Here is a 16,265-nt window from a genome sequence, read left to right on the forward strand (position 1 = left end):
AAGTAAAAACTTCTAAACACTGCATCGTTTTGATGTTGCGTATTCTAGCAACTTATTCAGCTAACACAAGAGGAAATTTAAAAACATGTGCATGATTGTTTATAAAAAGCACGATTTCCTCTTGTTTAGTTAAAAAATAAACTAGAAACGGTATTGATAACTTTGAATATTATCAAATATCTCAGTGTTTACATCACAGTAGCTTGATGCACCAGGTAATAAAACCAGTAAACGTTCAGAAGTTTTGCTTGGATCAAATGAATCTTCTTTCAGCTTATTTTTCTGGTATTTAAATGTACCTGTAGTTTCAACTTTCTCTTGTACACGTAAGAAAACTGGAATTGCATAGGATGGTAAGCATTTTTTAAATACATTGACCATTTCGCAGAGATCGGCTTCTATTAGTTCCTGTCCATCAACCAAGGTGATTGCCGCCATACCTGCACGACCATTGGTATTTGGAATTTCTACACCGTAAACAACTGCTTCTGCGATCTTTTCATATTCGCAGACCATGTTTTCAACTTCGGTGGTTGAAACGTTTTCACCTTTCCAACGGAAAGTATCGCCTAAACGATCCACAAACTGTGCATGACGGAAACCGATATCACGAACTAAATCACCTGTGTTGAAGTATGAGTCGCCTTTTGTGAAGACATCTTTCAATATAACAGATTTGTTTTTTTCAGGATCAGTGTAGCCATCAAAAGGAGAACGGCTGGTAATCTTCCCTACTAGTAAGCCAACTTCACCTGTTTTTACTTTCTTGCAATAGCCTTTGCTATCACGTACCAGTTCATTTTTCTCTTTGTCATATTCAACGATTGCATATGGTGTTGGAGAAAAGCCAACGGTGTTGTCAAAGTTAAAGATATTACTAAAACCAACGTTACCTTCACTTGATGCATAAAGTTCAAGGACTTCTTGCACACCAAAGCGTTCTTTAAACTTGCCCCAAATATTTGGACGCATACCGTTACCAATCATTTTAGTGACACGATGTGCGCGATCAAGTTCAGTAACAGGTGCATCCATGAGGTAGCGGCACAATTCACCAACGTAGCCGATTGCTGATGCATTGAACTTTTGCACGTCTTTCCAAAATGCGCTGGTTGAGTATTTACGGCGTACCGCAAGTGTTGCGCTACCTGCAATCACACCACACCAACACACCACTACACCTGTGGCGTGGTAAAGCGGTAAAGTCACATACATGACATCATCTTTACCCAAGTTAAGGATGTGACCATAGGTACCGTAAGCCAATGTCCAACGGCTATGCGTGAAAATCACCGCCTTTGGTAGACCCGTTGTACCCGATGTATAAATGTAAAATAAACCATCTTTGCCTGTCACTGTACGCGTGGTCGATGGATTAAATTTTGGAAATTGATCAATTTGTTGAGCTAGGTTGACATAGTCTTGAGGGGCAATGCCCGCATCTTTGCGTGTCTCTTGATCAGCAAACCAATGAAAACGGTCTTGCGCAACGGTCAAATCTTGGCGAATTTCATCAATTGCAGCGCGGACTTCTTCACCCGCAATTACCGCAATTGGATTAACCAGATTAATACTATGTGCAAGTACTTTACCTATTTGTGAGGTATTGACCAGTGCAATTGTTACTCCAATTTTTGCCAAAGCAACAATGGTCGCAATCAGTTCTGGACGATTCTCTATCATTACGGCAATTACATCGCCTTTTTTCGCACCGATTGAAAGATAGTAGTGCGCGATTTGGTTGGCCCACTCATTGAGTGCCTGATAGCTATAACTTTGATCTTCGAATAATAACGCTATACCTTGAGGGTTACGCTTTACTGCTTTTTCAAAAGCGATGCCTAAACCTGCTGGCGAAGTCGGTGTGCGTATATACGCCTGCTTAAGTCCATTGAGGATATGAGGTACTTTGGTGATGAAGTTAGGGAGTCGGGTTGCGACATCACTCAAGGTAATAATATCGGTTCGTGTAGTTTGGCTCATATCAATCCTATTTATTTTTTGATCAATCCAAAATGGCTATCTATTGGAACACAACCATTTACATCACTGTTGTTGATGCTGTTTTTAATGGTAAGTTCCTAGAGCAATCAACCTAATTTTGACAAAATAACAAAAAAGCCCAGTCATCGAAATGACTAGGCTTTTGTTTATTGTGCGCAATTTAGCAAATTATTCATTGCCAGGCGTACTTTTCTTCGGCGGACGTCCACGCGGGCGGCGCGGGCGACTTGATTTTTCTTTTTCAATTTTAGCAGCTTCGTCTTCCTCAGCTTCAGTTGCTTCCGTTTTTTCTACAGCTTCAGCTTTTTCAGTCACTTTTTCTGCTTTGGTTGCTTTTTCTACAACCTCTTTCGCAGGCTTAGGCGCTGGTTGTTGAGGTTCTGGTTGCGTTTCTTCAACAACGGCTGTAACTGTTTCTGTTTCAGCGGCTTCTACTGCTGTAGCTGCAAGTTCCAAAGGTTGTTGCTCTGGTACTGGTGTTGCCTCTACTGAAGGTTCTTCAAGAGGTGCGGTTTCTTTCACCTCTTCAGCAGCGACTTCAGTTTTCTCTACAACAGCAGGTGTGGCATTTGAAGCAAGATGTGCTTCTTTTGCTTGTTCTGCAGCAAGTTTTGCTAAACGGCGACGCTCACGAGGATCGTTTGCGACACGAGCAGCGGATGCTTTAGGCGGTGTTAGGTCTAACACTGGCGCAGGTTCTGCTTCTTCCATTGCCTTTTGAGTTGGAAGTTCTGCATCTCGTGTTACAGGACGCTTTTCTTCAACAACTGTATTTTCCACAACAAGTGTGCTTGCATATTGTTCAGTGAACTTTTGCAAAGCACGATTGAACGTGGTGATTAAACCAAACTGCTCAATCAAGATTTTGCAATCTTCGCCGTATACATGACGGATTAAGCTGCCTAGCGTGTATTGTCCCAATGTTGGGATTTGTGACGGCGCTATTTTTGCAGTTGTTTCTTTAGCTACAGCTTGAGCACCGCGTTGACGACGGCGTGAACGTGGATCATTGCTGGCACGTTTTGCTGGAGATTGAGATGCTTCAGCTGCAGCTTTTTGTTTCAGCACTTCAGGCTCTGCTTGAGCAGCAGGAACCGTTTCAGCTTTTTCTACAACAGCTGGTTCAGGCTCAACTTTCGTCGCTGGGATTGGTTTTTGTTGAGGATTCAGTGCAATAATTTCACTTTGTCCTTGATCAATATTCACAACCAATGCGGTATTCATTGGCTCAGTACGAGGTGTATCGATCACATCAACTTTAACCTGTTGAGGATTAACCGCAGCTTCAGTTACAGCAGGTGTTTCATTTAAAACACTTTGATCACGATGACGGTTTGGTCGATTAGGACGCTGTTGATTACGGTCACGACGTGGAACTGGAGCAGACTCATTGCCTTGAGCAGCATCTTGATGCTGTTGCTGGTTTTGAGATTCTTGAGTTTGCTGACGTTTTTGTTGACGTTTTAACTCACGTTGCTCGTGGCGCTGTTCTTGACGCGATAGTTGAACAACTTCTTCATGCACTTGGTTTTGTTGCTCATGGGTATGTGCATGTTGTTCACGTTGCTCTTTATGCTTACGCTTCTTCTGGTTTTGATTTGGACGGTGTGATTTTTCGTCTTTTTCAAACGATTCACGCGCTTCATGTTTCACAGGATTCTGTGAAATATAAGCATTGTTCGTTGTTGACGCTGGTGCTGGTGTTTCAGTGACGGCAGGTGTACTTACTTGACCAAATTGACCGCGACTAACCGCACCACCATTGACCAATTGCTCAATCGCCGCTGCCGCATTTTGTGCAGAACGTGACTGATCAATAGTCTGTGCTTGTTTTTGAACAAAGAGGTTTTCTAACCAAGCACAAGGACTTGCTGATTTTTGCGCAGGCGCTTGTGCTTGCTTCGGTTGAGCAGCCTGTGGCTGAGCAGTTTTTTTCTGCGGAGCGGCAGTTTGAGCTTGTGCTGGAGCAGCATGAACATGTTCTGCATCTTCTAAATGCCATTCAGATGACTCGTAGCCCAATTCTTTTTCACTTGAACGTGTTGCTTCGGTACGTTCATAGCTTGAAGGCGCAAAACCTGCTGGATTGTATTGGATTTGGTAATGTGGTGTTTCTAAATGCGGGTGAGGCAATACAGTGACACGTACATTTGATGTTTGTTCAAGATAAACAAGGCTATGACGTTTTTCATTTAATAAGAAGGCTGCAATTTCTACAGGAACTTCAACTTGAACTTCACCTTGGCGCTCACGTAAAGCAATTTCCTCGACCTTACGCATGATTGAAAGTGACAACGAACGTAAGTCACGAACCATACCTGTACCATGGCAACGAGGGCAAACGTAGCCAGTCGCTTCTTCTAACGAAGGACGTAAGCGTTGACGGCTCATTTCCATGAGACCAAAGCGTGACAGTTGACCGAACTGGATACGTGCGCGATCACTTTGTGTGGCTTCACGAAGTTTCGCTTCTACCATACGTTGATTGCGGTCTTTGGTCATGTCGATGAAATCGATAACAACCAATCCACCGATATCACGTAAACGAAGTTGACGTGCAATTTCTTCAGCTGCTTCTAAGTTGGTATTTAAAGCTGTTTCTTCAACATCATGACCACGTGTTGATTTCGCTGAGTTGATGTCGATTGAAACCAATGCTTCAGTTTGATCAATCACAATAGAACCACCAGACGGAAGTTTTACTTCGCGTTCATAAGCGGTTTGGATTTGGCTTTCAATACCAAAATGAGCGAATAACGGTTCATTTAAAGTATAGGTTTTTAATTTGTCGAGTTGACGTGGCATAACTGCTTTAACGAAATTATAAGCTTCGTTATAAGCTTGTTCGCTATCAATTAAAATCTCACCCACATCATCGCGTAAATAATCACGAATCGCGCGTGTAACAACACCAGCTTCTTGGTGAACGAGCATTGGTGATGGACCAGTGCTTGCAGAGCTTTGGATTTGTGCCCAAAGGTCAAGCAAGTGTTGTAGGTCGAGTTGTAATTCTTCTTGGGTACGTCCGATACCTGCAGTACGAACGATGACGCTCATGCCTCGAGGAATATTTAATGTCGCTAAAATTTCTTTTAGTTCTTCACGGACTGAACCTGAAATTTGGCGGCTAATACCACCACCTTTCGGATTGTTCGGCATGAGAACTAAATAACGACCTGCAAGTGAAATAAATGTCGAAAGGGCAGCACCTTTGTTGCCACGTTCTTCTTTTTCAACTTGAACCAATAATTCAGTGCCTTCAGTAATGAGTTCACGAATATTTGAAGTTTGACGAGGATCCGCTTTGAAATATGAATTTGCGATTTCTCGCATAGACAAAAAGCCTTGACGCTGTGCGCCGTACTCAACAAAAACCGCCTCTAAAGATGGCTCAACGCGAGTGACATGGCCTTTATAGATATTTGATTTTTTTTGTTCACGAGTACGATTTTCTAAATCGAAATCGTAAAGACGATTACCAGTGATAAGTGCAACGCGAACTTCTTCTGCGTGGGTTGCATTAATCAACATACGTTTCATGGGTGTGACACCTAATAGTGATGCACACAAACAACTGGCCCAATATTTTTGAGCAAACATCAAATTGGCGCGATCAAGACTCAGAAGCAACTGTATTTCGGATGCTCTGAAACCACTGACTGTAAATCCAGCTTGGGCTTTGATACGGTTGTTTCGATGTCAGCAATACTGCTTTAATCTTCGATCTATTGACATTTCATTCATGTCTTACATCTGTGAAATATCACTAGATCCGACATAATCAAAGTTTCCTGTACGCTTCACTGGCGGGTGAGCGGTGCATTGGATGGTGACTTTCACTGTCATTAAGCATTGAAGTCGATCCATCTGGAAGTTCTTGATACGGAATGATCATCGTATCTCTGCTTAGCAGTTCCAATGCATCAACGCTTTAGCCTGAATGCGACATCAGGGAGCAAATTGTCTGATGTGGATCAGTTTACGTTTAATAACCAACAAGAGTTGGCGACATATTTTTTCTGAACAAACTGTATGTGCAGATGCACAATTAAACGCAACAGTTTGTCATTTTGCCGATATAATAAGCCTTCGGCGTCGGCATAATTCTTTAGGACCTATCCGAGCTGTTGGTGAATATCTCTTCGATTTAAAATTTTATCTAAATAAAATTTTTGATTTGATGCTCACTTACGGTGGTATCCGTGCGCTGAATATATCAAACCTTGCGGCATCTGCCTATGGGCTAAGTTTAGGTTTCTTGTGAAATAACTTAGCTAAATGATCATTTTTTAATCATATTTAGCAAATCTTGGATAAATCGAGCGTATGAATTCTACACAACAATGGCAAAGTGTCACTTGGTTTGACGTGGATGAGCATCAAGACGGGCAGCGAATAGATAACTTTTTATTTACCCGATTAAAAGGTGTTCCAAAAAGTCGAATCTATCGTTTGATTCGTGAAGGACAAGTACGTGTCAATAAAAAAAGAATAAAGGCAGAAACACGGTTGAACATTGGTGACCAGATTCGTGTCGCACCGATTCGTTATGAGCAAAAAGATGAAACTGCTGCTCCTGTAAGTGATAGTGTTGCTCAAAGTTTATTGAGTCGTGTGGTTTATGAAGATGAAGGTTTATTGGTGGTCAATAAACCTTCAGGCATCGCAGTACATGGGGGGAGTGGTGTTGCGTATGGCTTGATTGAAGCTTTACGTGCCGCGACAGGTAAAAAATATTTAGAACTGATTCATCGTATTGACCGAGATACTTCAGGCTTGGTGATGATTAGTAAAAAGCGCAGTACCTTAAAATTGCTACAAGACTTACTTCGTGAGCATAAAATTCAGAAAACCTATGCCGCGATTGTCAAAGGACAAGTGAGTTTGGATAGACAGTTGATTGACGCACCTTTATTGCGTTATGAACTGTCCAATGGTGAACGTCGCGTGCGTGTCACTAAAGAAGGTAAGCCTAGTAAAACAGAATGGAAAGTGGCTGAGCGTTTTAAAACAGCAACTTTGGTGCATGCTTCGCCTTTATCCGGTCGTACCCATCAAATTCGCGTACATGGTTTAAGTATTGGTCATCCGCTGATTGGGGATGATAAATATGGCCACAATACATCGTATTCAGGGCCTGAGGCGAGACGTTTGTGTTTGCATGCCATGCGTTTAGAGATTCCGAATTATCCAATCATTGAAGCACCTATGCCTGAGGATATGCAGCAGTTAATTGATGAGTTGAGAAAGCAATCATGAATCAAATTGAGAACCTCATCATACGTCAAAATGTGGAATTGGTGATTTTTGATTGGGATGGCACCTTGTTTGATTCTGTTGGGCAAATTGTGGCAAGCCTGCAGTATGCTGCCCAACAATTTGAACAACCGCTTACCGATGTTGCTGCGAAAAGTATCATTGGTTTGGGTTTACCTGAGGTGATGCAAATCTTATTTCCACAGGTGCCACATTTACAGCAGGATATTTTGCAATGTTATGCCGATCATTATGTGGCGAACTCAAAGGGTGATGTCTGGTTTAATGGGGTGGCTGAACTGCTCACAGATTTAAAGCAACAAGGTCTGAAACTCGCTGTTGCGACGGGCAAAAGCCGTAAAGGCTTGGATCGTGTGTTAGGACAAACCAATAGCCATGACATTTTTGATATCACCCGTGCAGCGAGTGAAACTCGATCTAAACCTGATCCATTGATGTTGCAAGAAATCATTGCAGAAATGGGTGTGGCTGTAGAACGTGCCATTATGGTGGGAGATACCAGCTATGATCTTGAGATGGCACAAAATCTGAATATGCCAAGAATCGGCGTTAGTTATGGCGTGCATAGTATTGAAACGTTACAGCGTTATCAACCACTGACGATTGCAGGCAATGTGCAAGAATTGCATGGTTTTTTACAGGGTGTTATACAACCGCCTGCACTCATTGAAGGTTAAGTGATTTAAGAATTACACCAAGGTGGGGGAGTATACTCTCCCATCAAAAAATAATAACAAAATCATAGGAAAGCCATGAGTCGTTCAATCCGCTTGCTCAATCTTTTGCAATTATTAAGAGAATATCGATATCCCGTGACTGCCAAGGTACTGGCGGAACGTTTACGGATCAGTCAGCGTAGTGTTTATCGTGATATTGAGAGTTTGCGAGAGCAAGGTGTAAATATTGACGCTGCAGCGGGCTTAGGGTTCCAACTCAAAGAAAACTTTTTACTCCCACCGATGACTCTAAATGAAACCGAAATCGAAGCCATTTTCTTGGCATTAAATTGGTTAAGTGAGATCCCTGATCAAGCTTTAAAGTCAGCATCTACTTCAGTATTGGCAAAATTAAATGCGGTATTACCTATGCATTGCCAGCATTTATTGCAACATACAACGCTTAGATCAATCCAAACCTGGTTGCCTGTAGATGAACGGTTGGTAGAGCAGGCTCGAATCGCCATTCGGCAACAAGTCAAAATTGTGGTCGATTATGTGGATGAGCAGCAACGAGTCAGTTCAAGAGTGTTGTGGCCATTTGCATTAGGATATTTTAATGATCGTATTGTTTTAGCGGCATGGTGTGAACTACGGAATGGATTTCGACATTTCAGAATAGATCGCATACAGCAGCTGAGTTTAAGCCAAGAATTATATCCGCATTTTAAACAACAGTTATTCCAGCAATGGTGGCTACAAGAAGTGTGTCGTTCGACTACTGACAAAAACTGACAAACAAAAGTATTAAATTTAAATAAGACCAAATAAACAAGGAAATATCAAAATGGCTCTAAAACTATATACAAATTCTTTTTCACGTGGTGTTGTTGTCGATTGGTTGTTAATCGAACTGGGTGTTGAATGTGAACGTATTGAAGTTGCTTTTGATACAGAAATGAAAACACCTGAATATTTAAAAATTAATCCTTTTGGGAAAGTACCTGTTCTGGTTGATGATAATGTGGTGATTTATGAGTTGGGGGCTATTTGCGCTTATTTAACCGATAAGTTTGCAGAGAAAGGCTTAGCGCCAGCGCTAAGTGATCCGCAACGTGGCATTTATTATCGTTGGTTATTCTTTATTTCTGGACCGTGGGAAGCCGCTGCAACAGACCGCATGCTTGGCGTAGGGGTGAATCCTGAACAAAAGTCTTCAGTGGGCTATGGTGACTATGATGATGCTTACAATGCCTTTGTGATTGGCGTGAGTGAAGCTGCACCATATTTATGTGGTGAGCAGTTTACAACGGCAGATGTGTTGGTGGCAGCCATGTTATTCTGGCAGTTGAAAATGGAAGAGATACAACCCCATCCAGCAATAGAACGTTATTTAGATAATGTAAGTAAACGCCCAAGTTATGAGAAATTTGCTGAATTTTTTAGTCAGGCTGGCTAAGGATTTAGAGATATAAAAAACAGTCGCTTGATGCGGCTGTTTTTGACGTGGAGAGGAAATCGAGGGTAAAAAACAGTGCATATTATTGAGGATAAAATCAACGGTCAATCCGTATGATAACGTCGTTAAAATGGTATTGACTCAGTCAAAGAAAATCAGCATAACTAAGAGCTTATGTTAGGATCAGGGCGTCATTAAATTTTCTGAGATTGATACAATTTGTATATGAGGAAAGCTTGGATTGACTTGCCACTTAAAGCCTAAAGACTGAAATATCCCTATTATCCCATGCGATTGGATTTCACCATAGAAGACGTACATGAAAGATAAGCCGACATTAACCTATCAATTGCCGACACAATCTTGCTTGAGCCATACATGGATGAAACCTCCATTTCCGCATGAGGCATCTGAGCATAGCGGTGTAGATCGTTTCTATAATCTAGAACGTCCTTTGTCACCATTGGGTCGCAAAGGCTTGTTGAAATGGCTTGCGACGCGTAAGTCTTTCACATGGACAGTTGATCGTGCGCATGAACTAAATTTACGCAATCAAATTTTGGAATTTCCACAAAATCGTCCTCATGCGGATTTGAATGATTGGCAAATATGGTTCGTAGGCCATGCGACTGTTTTGATTCAAATCGGTCCGTACAATTTTCTAACAGATCCTGTTTGGAGTGAATATGCCAGCCCTCAGCAAGGGCGAGGTCCACAACGGGCGTGTACTGCGGGAATTGCTTTAGAGCATCTGCCTTATATTCATGGTGTGCTGCTGAGCCATAATCATTATGATCATCTGGATTTGGCGACATTAGAGTGGCTACATCAGAAGTTTGCAATGCCGATCTATACCGGTCTAGGCAATGGTTATTATATGCCAGAGCATTTGCATGTGATTGAGATGGATTGGTGGCAAGAAATTCCATTCCATGATGAATTAAAAATTGCTTATACTCCTGCACAGCATGCATCTGGACGAGGAATGAGAGATCAGAATCGTGCGTTATGGGGCGGATTTTCGTTGCTCGCAAAAACAGGACATTGTTTCTTTGCAGGTGATACAGGTTACGCTGGGCACTTTAAACAAATCCATGAGCGATATGGTGATGCAAGGGTCGCACTGTTACCCATCGGTGCATATGAACCTCGCCATTTGATGCGCTATGTCCATATGAATCCACAAGATGCTTTTCATGCCCATTTGGATTTACATGCTCATCGATCTCTGGCAATCCATTATCGAACTTTTCAGTTGACTGATGAGGGACGGGATGCGCCAGAGCAAGAGCTGATGCATGAAATGAAGACTTCCTCAAAGTTAGTGAGTCCATTTTATTGTATTCGTGAAGGGCATTTTATAAGAGCTTAAGTCTTGATTCGTCCATCAGAATCCAACTATTTACGGACTAAATTGTAGAATCTGTTAATTGATGCAAACTCATTCATGAAAGGGCAGCATGTGATAAAAATGTGCTCCTAAATGATCACCCAATTCCATAAAAAAGCCATCCGAAGATGGCTTTTGATCTGAGATTGATATTTATAGAAAGCTTGGCAAATGACGTGCTGGATCAGTCGCACGTGCAGCGAGGGCATCAGCTACGGTCATGCCTAGGGCTTTTGCAACACCTTCACCATAAGCAGGGTGGCATGCATAGCAATTTCGAATATGGCGATATTTAATAAAATCTAAAGCATCGCCCATTGCTCGTGCAGTATTCCCAAATAAAGCATCTTGTTGCTCAGGAGTCATGAGTTCAAATAAAGCGCGAGGTTGACTGAAATAGTCATTATCGTCTTCACGGAAATCCCAGAAATCTGCATCACCATTAATTTTCAATGGCGGTTCTCTAAATTGCGGTTGCTCTTGCCATTGATTGAAGCTATTTGGTTCATAATGCGGCAAACTGCCATAATTCGCATCAATACGGCCTTGGCCATCACGATGATTACTATGCACAGGGCAACGGGCTGCATTTACTGGAATTTGTTGATAATTCACGCCTAAACGGTAGCGTTGTGCATCGGCATAGTTAAATAGGCGAGCCTGCAACATACGGTCTGGCGAAGCACTGATCCCAGGTACCAGATTGCTTGGGGCAAAGGCCGATTGTTCGACATCGAGGAAGAAGTTTTCAGGATTACGGTTCAGCTCAAACTCGCCCACTTCAATCAGTGGATAATCGCCGTGTGGCCAGACTTTGGTTAAATCAAATGGATGATATGGAACTTTTTCTGCCTCTTGTTCTGGCATCACCTGAACGAAGAGCGTCCATTTTGGATAGTCTTTACGCTCAATCGCGTCAAACAAATCACGTTGATGGCTTTCACGATCTTGACCAACCAGATCACCTGCTTCAGCATCAGTCAGGTTTTTAATGCCTTGCTGGGTTCTAAAGTGGAATTTTACCCAGAAACGTTCATTGGCTGCATTGATGAAACTATAGGTATGGCTACTAAAACCATGCATGTGACGGTAGCTGGCTGGGATACCACGGTCTGACATCACGATCGTAACCTGATGCAAAGCTTCTGGCAGCAAGGTCCAGAAATCCCAGTTATTGGTTGCACTGCGTAGATTAGTTTTCGGGTCGCGTTTTACGGCTTTGTTTAGATCAGGGAATTTACGTGGATCACGTAAGAAGAATACGGGGGTATTGTTGCCCACCATATCCCAGTTGCCTTCTTCGGTATAAAACTTTAAAGCAAAACCACGAATGTCGCGTTCGGCATCGGCAGCACCACGCTCACCAGCAACCGTAGTAAAGCGAGCAAACATTTCGGTTTTCTTGCCGATTTCGCTAAAAATCTTAGCGCGGGTATATTGGGTAATATCATGGGTGACAGTGAAAGTACCAAATGCACCTGAACCTTTGGCATGCATACGTCGCTCAGGGATGACCTCACGAACAAAGTTAGCAAGTTTTTCATTCAGCCATAAATCTTGGGCAAGTAGAGGACCTCTCGCACCCGCTGTTAAACTATTTTGGTTATCGACTACTGGAGCACCGAAGTCAGTGGTTAAGTGGTTGTAAGGACATTTTTTATCGTCTTGGCTCATGATTCTTCTCCATCAAGATAACGGCTGAGTAACGTTATCCCGACTATTGGACCGTTCAAAGATATGGATGAGTAACCGTCGCATTGACAAAATCGGTATCAAAATCTCAGATGCCTAAATTGATGTGCAATGCCTAAGTCCGCATCCTTTGTATTTTTACTCTAAGTTGATGATGCTTTTTTTTCCAATGGATTAAAGTTGATATCTTAAATGCTTTATTCGATTGAAACTGTGTAACGCTTAAACATGCCCATGAAATTTGCGGATGTTTAAATTATTAAAAATAATAAAAAATACCTAAAAATAAAAGCTTAATTAATTTTTTTGTTTTTAATGAGAAAGACCTTAGGTTGATGAAAAGCCTGTCTAAGAATCGATGAGTTCAACAAAAAACGATGAATTTGACCTGTTGCAGTTATGTAAAACAGTGGGGTTTGTTATCTGAACCGAAAGTGATGATTAATAATACTCATCCATTGCTTCATGTTTACCTCAATGAGGGCAAGCAGTTAGTTTACTGTCGAGTTACAAAATAATTCCTATAAATAAAGGGGATTCCGGTCTAAGAGAATCCCCTTTGAAATGTGGTTTATATTCGTTTAGGTGGAGTGTTTAAGCACTGACTAAACGATTCGATTTAACCATGTCTGCTAAACCATGAGTTCTGAAATAGTGTTCTAACCAACTTTTAATGACCAAAGGATTATTCATTTGCAGAACGTCATCAAGTAGGCGTTTAGCATCACTCATTGGAACGTGACAAATTGCTTTACGTACCCTAAGGATATTACTCGAACTCATTGATAGGGTATCGAAACCCATCGCAATTAATAGAATTGCAGTTAATGGATCACCTGCCATCTCTCCACAAACACTGACAGGTTTTTGATGTGCCTGACAGTCGAGTGCTAAGCGTTTGAGTGCCCTGAGGACTGATGGATGGTAATGTGAGTATACGTTGGCAACATGAGGATTGTTACGATCTACTGCAAGTAGGTATTGAGTTAAGTCATTTGAACCTACTGAGAAAAAATCCACCAACTCTGCAAATTCATCAATTTGTAGCAATACACTTGGGACTTCGACCATAATCCCAATTTTTGGTTTATTGATTTTTACTTGTTCTTCTTCTTGAACCGCAATCCAGTCACGTTCCAATAAATACAGAACTTCCTCAACCTCACTGACACTGGTCACCATCGGTAATAGAATATGCAGATTGTTTAAACCAATACTTGCCTTCAGCATGGCACGAATTTGGGCTGAGAAAATTTCTGGATGATCGAGCGTAAAACGCAAGCCACGCCAACCTAGAGCTGAGTTTTCTTCTTCAATGCTAAAGTAAGGTAAGTCCTTATCCGCACCAATGTCGAGAGTTCGCATGGTGACGGGTTTATTGGCAAAATGGCTGAGCTGTTGACGATAAATTGCCCGTTGTTCTTCTTCACCAGGAAAGCGATCACGGAGCATGAAAGGGATTTCACTACGATACAAACCAACGCCCTTGGCACCACGTTGCACGCCACGGACGACATCAATCATTAAACCCGTATTAACAAATAATGGAATGGCAACACCATCAGGGGTAATTGCATCTTTGGTTTCGTATTGTTTTAAATCTTTCGCAATTTGCTCTTCTTCTTTTTGGACCTCTTTATAACGCTGACGTAAACGTCGTGGTGGATTTACAAAGATACGTCCTTGATAAGCATCGACGATCATCTCAATGTCATCAAGTGTGGTAATCGGTAGTTCAGTCACCCCGACCACGGTTGGGATACCTAGAGCACGCGCAACAATCACCATATGTGAATTGGCGGCACCTTCTGAAGTCACAATCGCGGCAATATTATCAACAGGAAGTTCAACTAATGCAGCAGTACTAATTTCCTCACCAATCAGAATACTATCGGGGCTCAATTCCCGATGACTTGTATCATTTTCTTGTAAGCATGCGAGAATGCGACGGCCTAGATCTTTTAGGTCTGATACGCGTTCACGCAAATAATCATCTTCCATTTGCGCAAACAAAGCAGTGTGCTTATCAATAACCTTGCGTACAGCACCTTGTGCCCAACTACCATCACGAATATAGTCTTTGATCTCACTTGGCAGTGCATTTTCATCTAGCATTCGTAAGAACACACTAAATAGCGCACGTTCTTCCGACATCAATGAATCTTGCATTTTTTCATCAAGTGATTGGATTTCTGCGCGAACAGCAACAATCGCTTGATCCAAGAGTTCCAATTCTTCACTGATATCATCAGCTTCACGATCTGGAATCGCGGTAAGATCTGCAGGCGGATACAATACGATAGCACGTCCTAAGGCAATTCCCCCTGCACCAGATACGCCTTGAAAGGTTTTGTAGCTAGGGCCATTACTGGGTTTGCGGAATACATCAATATTTCCTACAGCATGCGCATGGGCAATTACACCTGAGAGTTGTGCGCAAAGTGTAACGAGAAAAGATTCGGCCGCTTCACTAAAGTCTTGAGGTTCCTTCTTTTGTACAACAAGAACGCCCATTACTTTACGACGATACATAACAGGGACGCCGAGGAAGGAGTTAAATAATTCCTCGCCTGTTTCGGGTAAATAAGCAAAACGGTCATGCTTCGGTGCGTTGTCGAGGTTGACGATTTCTTCGCGTTGACCGACTAATCCAACTAGGCCTTCACCTACATTTAATGCAACTTGACCAACAGATTCTGGATTTAGACCTTTGGAGGCCATCAGAACATAACGTTTATTACGCTCATCCAGTAAATAAATCGAGCACACATCCACATCCATTGCTTCAGCCACATGGTTGACCATAATGTCCAAAGAATCATGCAAACTGACGGACGCATTAATTTCTTGGACAATGCGTCTGAGGGTGTCGAGTTGCATGTTTGACATGGATGTTTACTCCAATTTATAAATCGTTATTGCCTAGTTATAACAGCTCTCTTGCCAAAAATCATTGCCTAAAGTGATGATTTAACAAGAGAGTCTGTTGGTATTTTACAGATGCTTGCGACAGTGAACATTCTTTAGATGGTACAAGGCATGACTTACGAGATTTAGCTATTCTAAATGAGTAAGGCATAACACCGTAGCATCAAAGAATGTCCCTGTCCCGAAGGGTTATGGCTAAAATTGCCTCGAACTTCGTTATGAAACTTGACAAGGGTATCGCCATTGCCTACGTTTCATGCCTTGTCCGAGTTATTTTAGCCTATAACGCAAGGCATGGTTAAAATGTCAACAGACTCTCATTAACGCTGAGGTAATTGTAAACACAACTCCATCATGGCTTTACGGTAAACATCTCGCTTGAAGTTGACCACTTGGCCCAAAGGATACCAATAACTCACCCATTGCCATTCGTCGAATTCGGGTGGGTCAGTGAGATTTAACTGAATATGATGTGGCGATGCCGTCAGTTTCAGTAAAAACCACTTTTGCTTTTGTCCAATACATACCGGATCTGAATCTGACCGAATGTACCGATGTGGCAAACGATAACGCAGCCAACCTTTTGTTTGCGCTATAATTTGGACGTGTTCGGGCAATAAACCGACTTCTTCTCTCAGTTCACGATAAAGTGCCTGTTCAGGGGTTTCTCCAAACTGGATTCCTCCTTGTGGAAATTGCCAAGCATTGTGACCAATGCGTTTTGCCCATAAGACGTGTCCGTCATCGTTTGCCAAAATGATCCCGACGTTGGGTCGGAAACCTTCTGAGTCGATCATTTGGCTACCTAAATTTTGTCTATATCGTTGACTTTGATCTCGGGGACAGTCACGCTTGCACG

At 42.1% G+C, this 16,265-nt stretch carries 11 protein-coding genes; 6 read left to right on the top strand and 5 right to left on the bottom strand.

What is annotated here, in order from left to right; genetic code table 11:
- Window positions 1–141: 141 nt before the first annotated feature.
- Together DK207_RS01055 and DK207_RS01060 are read right to left on the bottom strand one after the other, a co-directional pair.
- Window positions 142–1,983 carry a long-chain-acyl-CoA synthetase gene (locus DK207_RS01055; RefSeq protein WP_109439605.1) on the bottom strand — a complete coding sequence of 614 codons (1,842 nt, stop codon included), beginning with the start codon at window positions 1,981–1,983 and terminating at the stop codon, window positions 142–144.
- A gap of 189 nt (window positions 1,984–2,172) precedes the next feature.
- Window positions 2,173–5,544: an Rne/Rng family ribonuclease gene (locus DK207_RS01060; RefSeq protein ID WP_162540192.1), complete on the bottom strand. Its 3,372-nt coding sequence runs from the start codon at window positions 5,542–5,544 to the stop codon at window positions 2,173–2,175.
- 427 nt (window positions 5,545–5,971) lie between these two features.
- Between DK207_RS01060 and DK207_RS01065 the strand changes: the two genes are divergently transcribed.
- The 6 genes from DK207_RS01065 to DK207_RS01090 all read left to right on the top strand — a co-directional run bounded on the left by DK207_RS01065 (window position 5,972) and on the right by DK207_RS01090 (window position 10,768).
- Window positions 5,972–6,268 carry a hypothetical protein gene (locus DK207_RS01065; protein ID WP_109439607.1) on the top strand — a complete coding sequence of 99 codons (297 nt, stop codon included), beginning with the start codon at window positions 5,972–5,974 and terminating at the stop codon, window positions 6,266–6,268.
- Between the two features lie 62 nt (window positions 6,269–6,330).
- Window positions 6,331–7,263, top strand: a complete 933-nt coding sequence (locus DK207_RS01070) for an RluA family pseudouridine synthase (RefSeq protein WP_109439608.1) — start codon at window positions 6,331–6,333, stop codon at window positions 7,261–7,263.
- A 20-nt stretch (window positions 7,264–7,283) separates the two neighbouring features.
- Entirely contained in the window at window positions 7,284–7,958 is a 675-nt protein-coding gene (locus DK207_RS01075) for an HAD-IA family hydrolase (protein WP_171293609.1), read from the top strand.
- Window positions 7,959–8,033: 75 nt separating this feature from the next.
- Window positions 8,034–8,732 (top strand): helix-turn-helix transcriptional regulator, encoded by a 699-nt coding sequence (locus DK207_RS01080; RefSeq protein ID WP_109439610.1) that lies wholly within the window; start codon window positions 8,034–8,036, stop codon window positions 8,730–8,732.
- A 52-nt stretch (window positions 8,733–8,784) separates the two neighbouring features.
- Window positions 8,785–9,396, top strand: coding sequence for a glutathione S-transferase family protein (locus tag DK207_RS01085; protein ID WP_109439611.1), 612 nt, complete (start codon window positions 8,785–8,787; stop codon window positions 9,394–9,396).
- A gap of 319 nt (window positions 9,397–9,715) precedes the next feature.
- On the top strand, window positions 9,716–10,768 hold the full coding sequence (locus DK207_RS01090; protein WP_109439612.1) for an MBL fold metallo-hydrolase: 1,053 nt from the start codon (window positions 9,716–9,718) through the stop codon (window positions 10,766–10,768).
- Between the two features lie 171 nt (window positions 10,769–10,939).
- Here DK207_RS01090 and DK207_RS01095 read toward each other — a convergent pair whose 3' ends face one another.
- The 3 genes from DK207_RS01095 to DK207_RS01105 all read right to left on the bottom strand — a co-directional run bounded on the left by DK207_RS01095 (window position 10,940) and on the right by DK207_RS01105 (window position 16,203).
- Window positions 10,940–12,460, bottom strand: coding sequence for a catalase (locus DK207_RS01095; protein WP_109439613.1), 1,521 nt, complete (start codon window positions 12,458–12,460; stop codon window positions 10,940–10,942).
- Window positions 12,461–13,072: 612 nt separating this feature from the next.
- A complete protein-coding gene (ptsP, locus tag DK207_RS01100) occupies window positions 13,073–15,367 on the bottom strand; it encodes a phosphoenolpyruvate--protein phosphotransferase (protein WP_109439614.1) in 2,295 nt (764 codons plus the stop codon).
- A gap of 359 nt (window positions 15,368–15,726) precedes the next feature.
- Window positions 15,727–16,203, bottom strand: coding sequence for an RNA pyrophosphohydrolase (locus tag DK207_RS01105; RefSeq protein ID WP_109439615.1), 477 nt, complete (start codon window positions 16,201–16,203; stop codon window positions 15,727–15,729).
- Between the last annotated feature and the right edge of the window lie 62 nt (window positions 16,204–16,265).

It is taken from the genome of Acinetobacter haemolyticus, from assembly GCF_900406815.1.
In the GTDB taxonomy this organism is placed as follows: Bacteria; Pseudomonadota; Gammaproteobacteria; order Pseudomonadales; family Moraxellaceae; genus Acinetobacter; species Acinetobacter haemolyticus_A.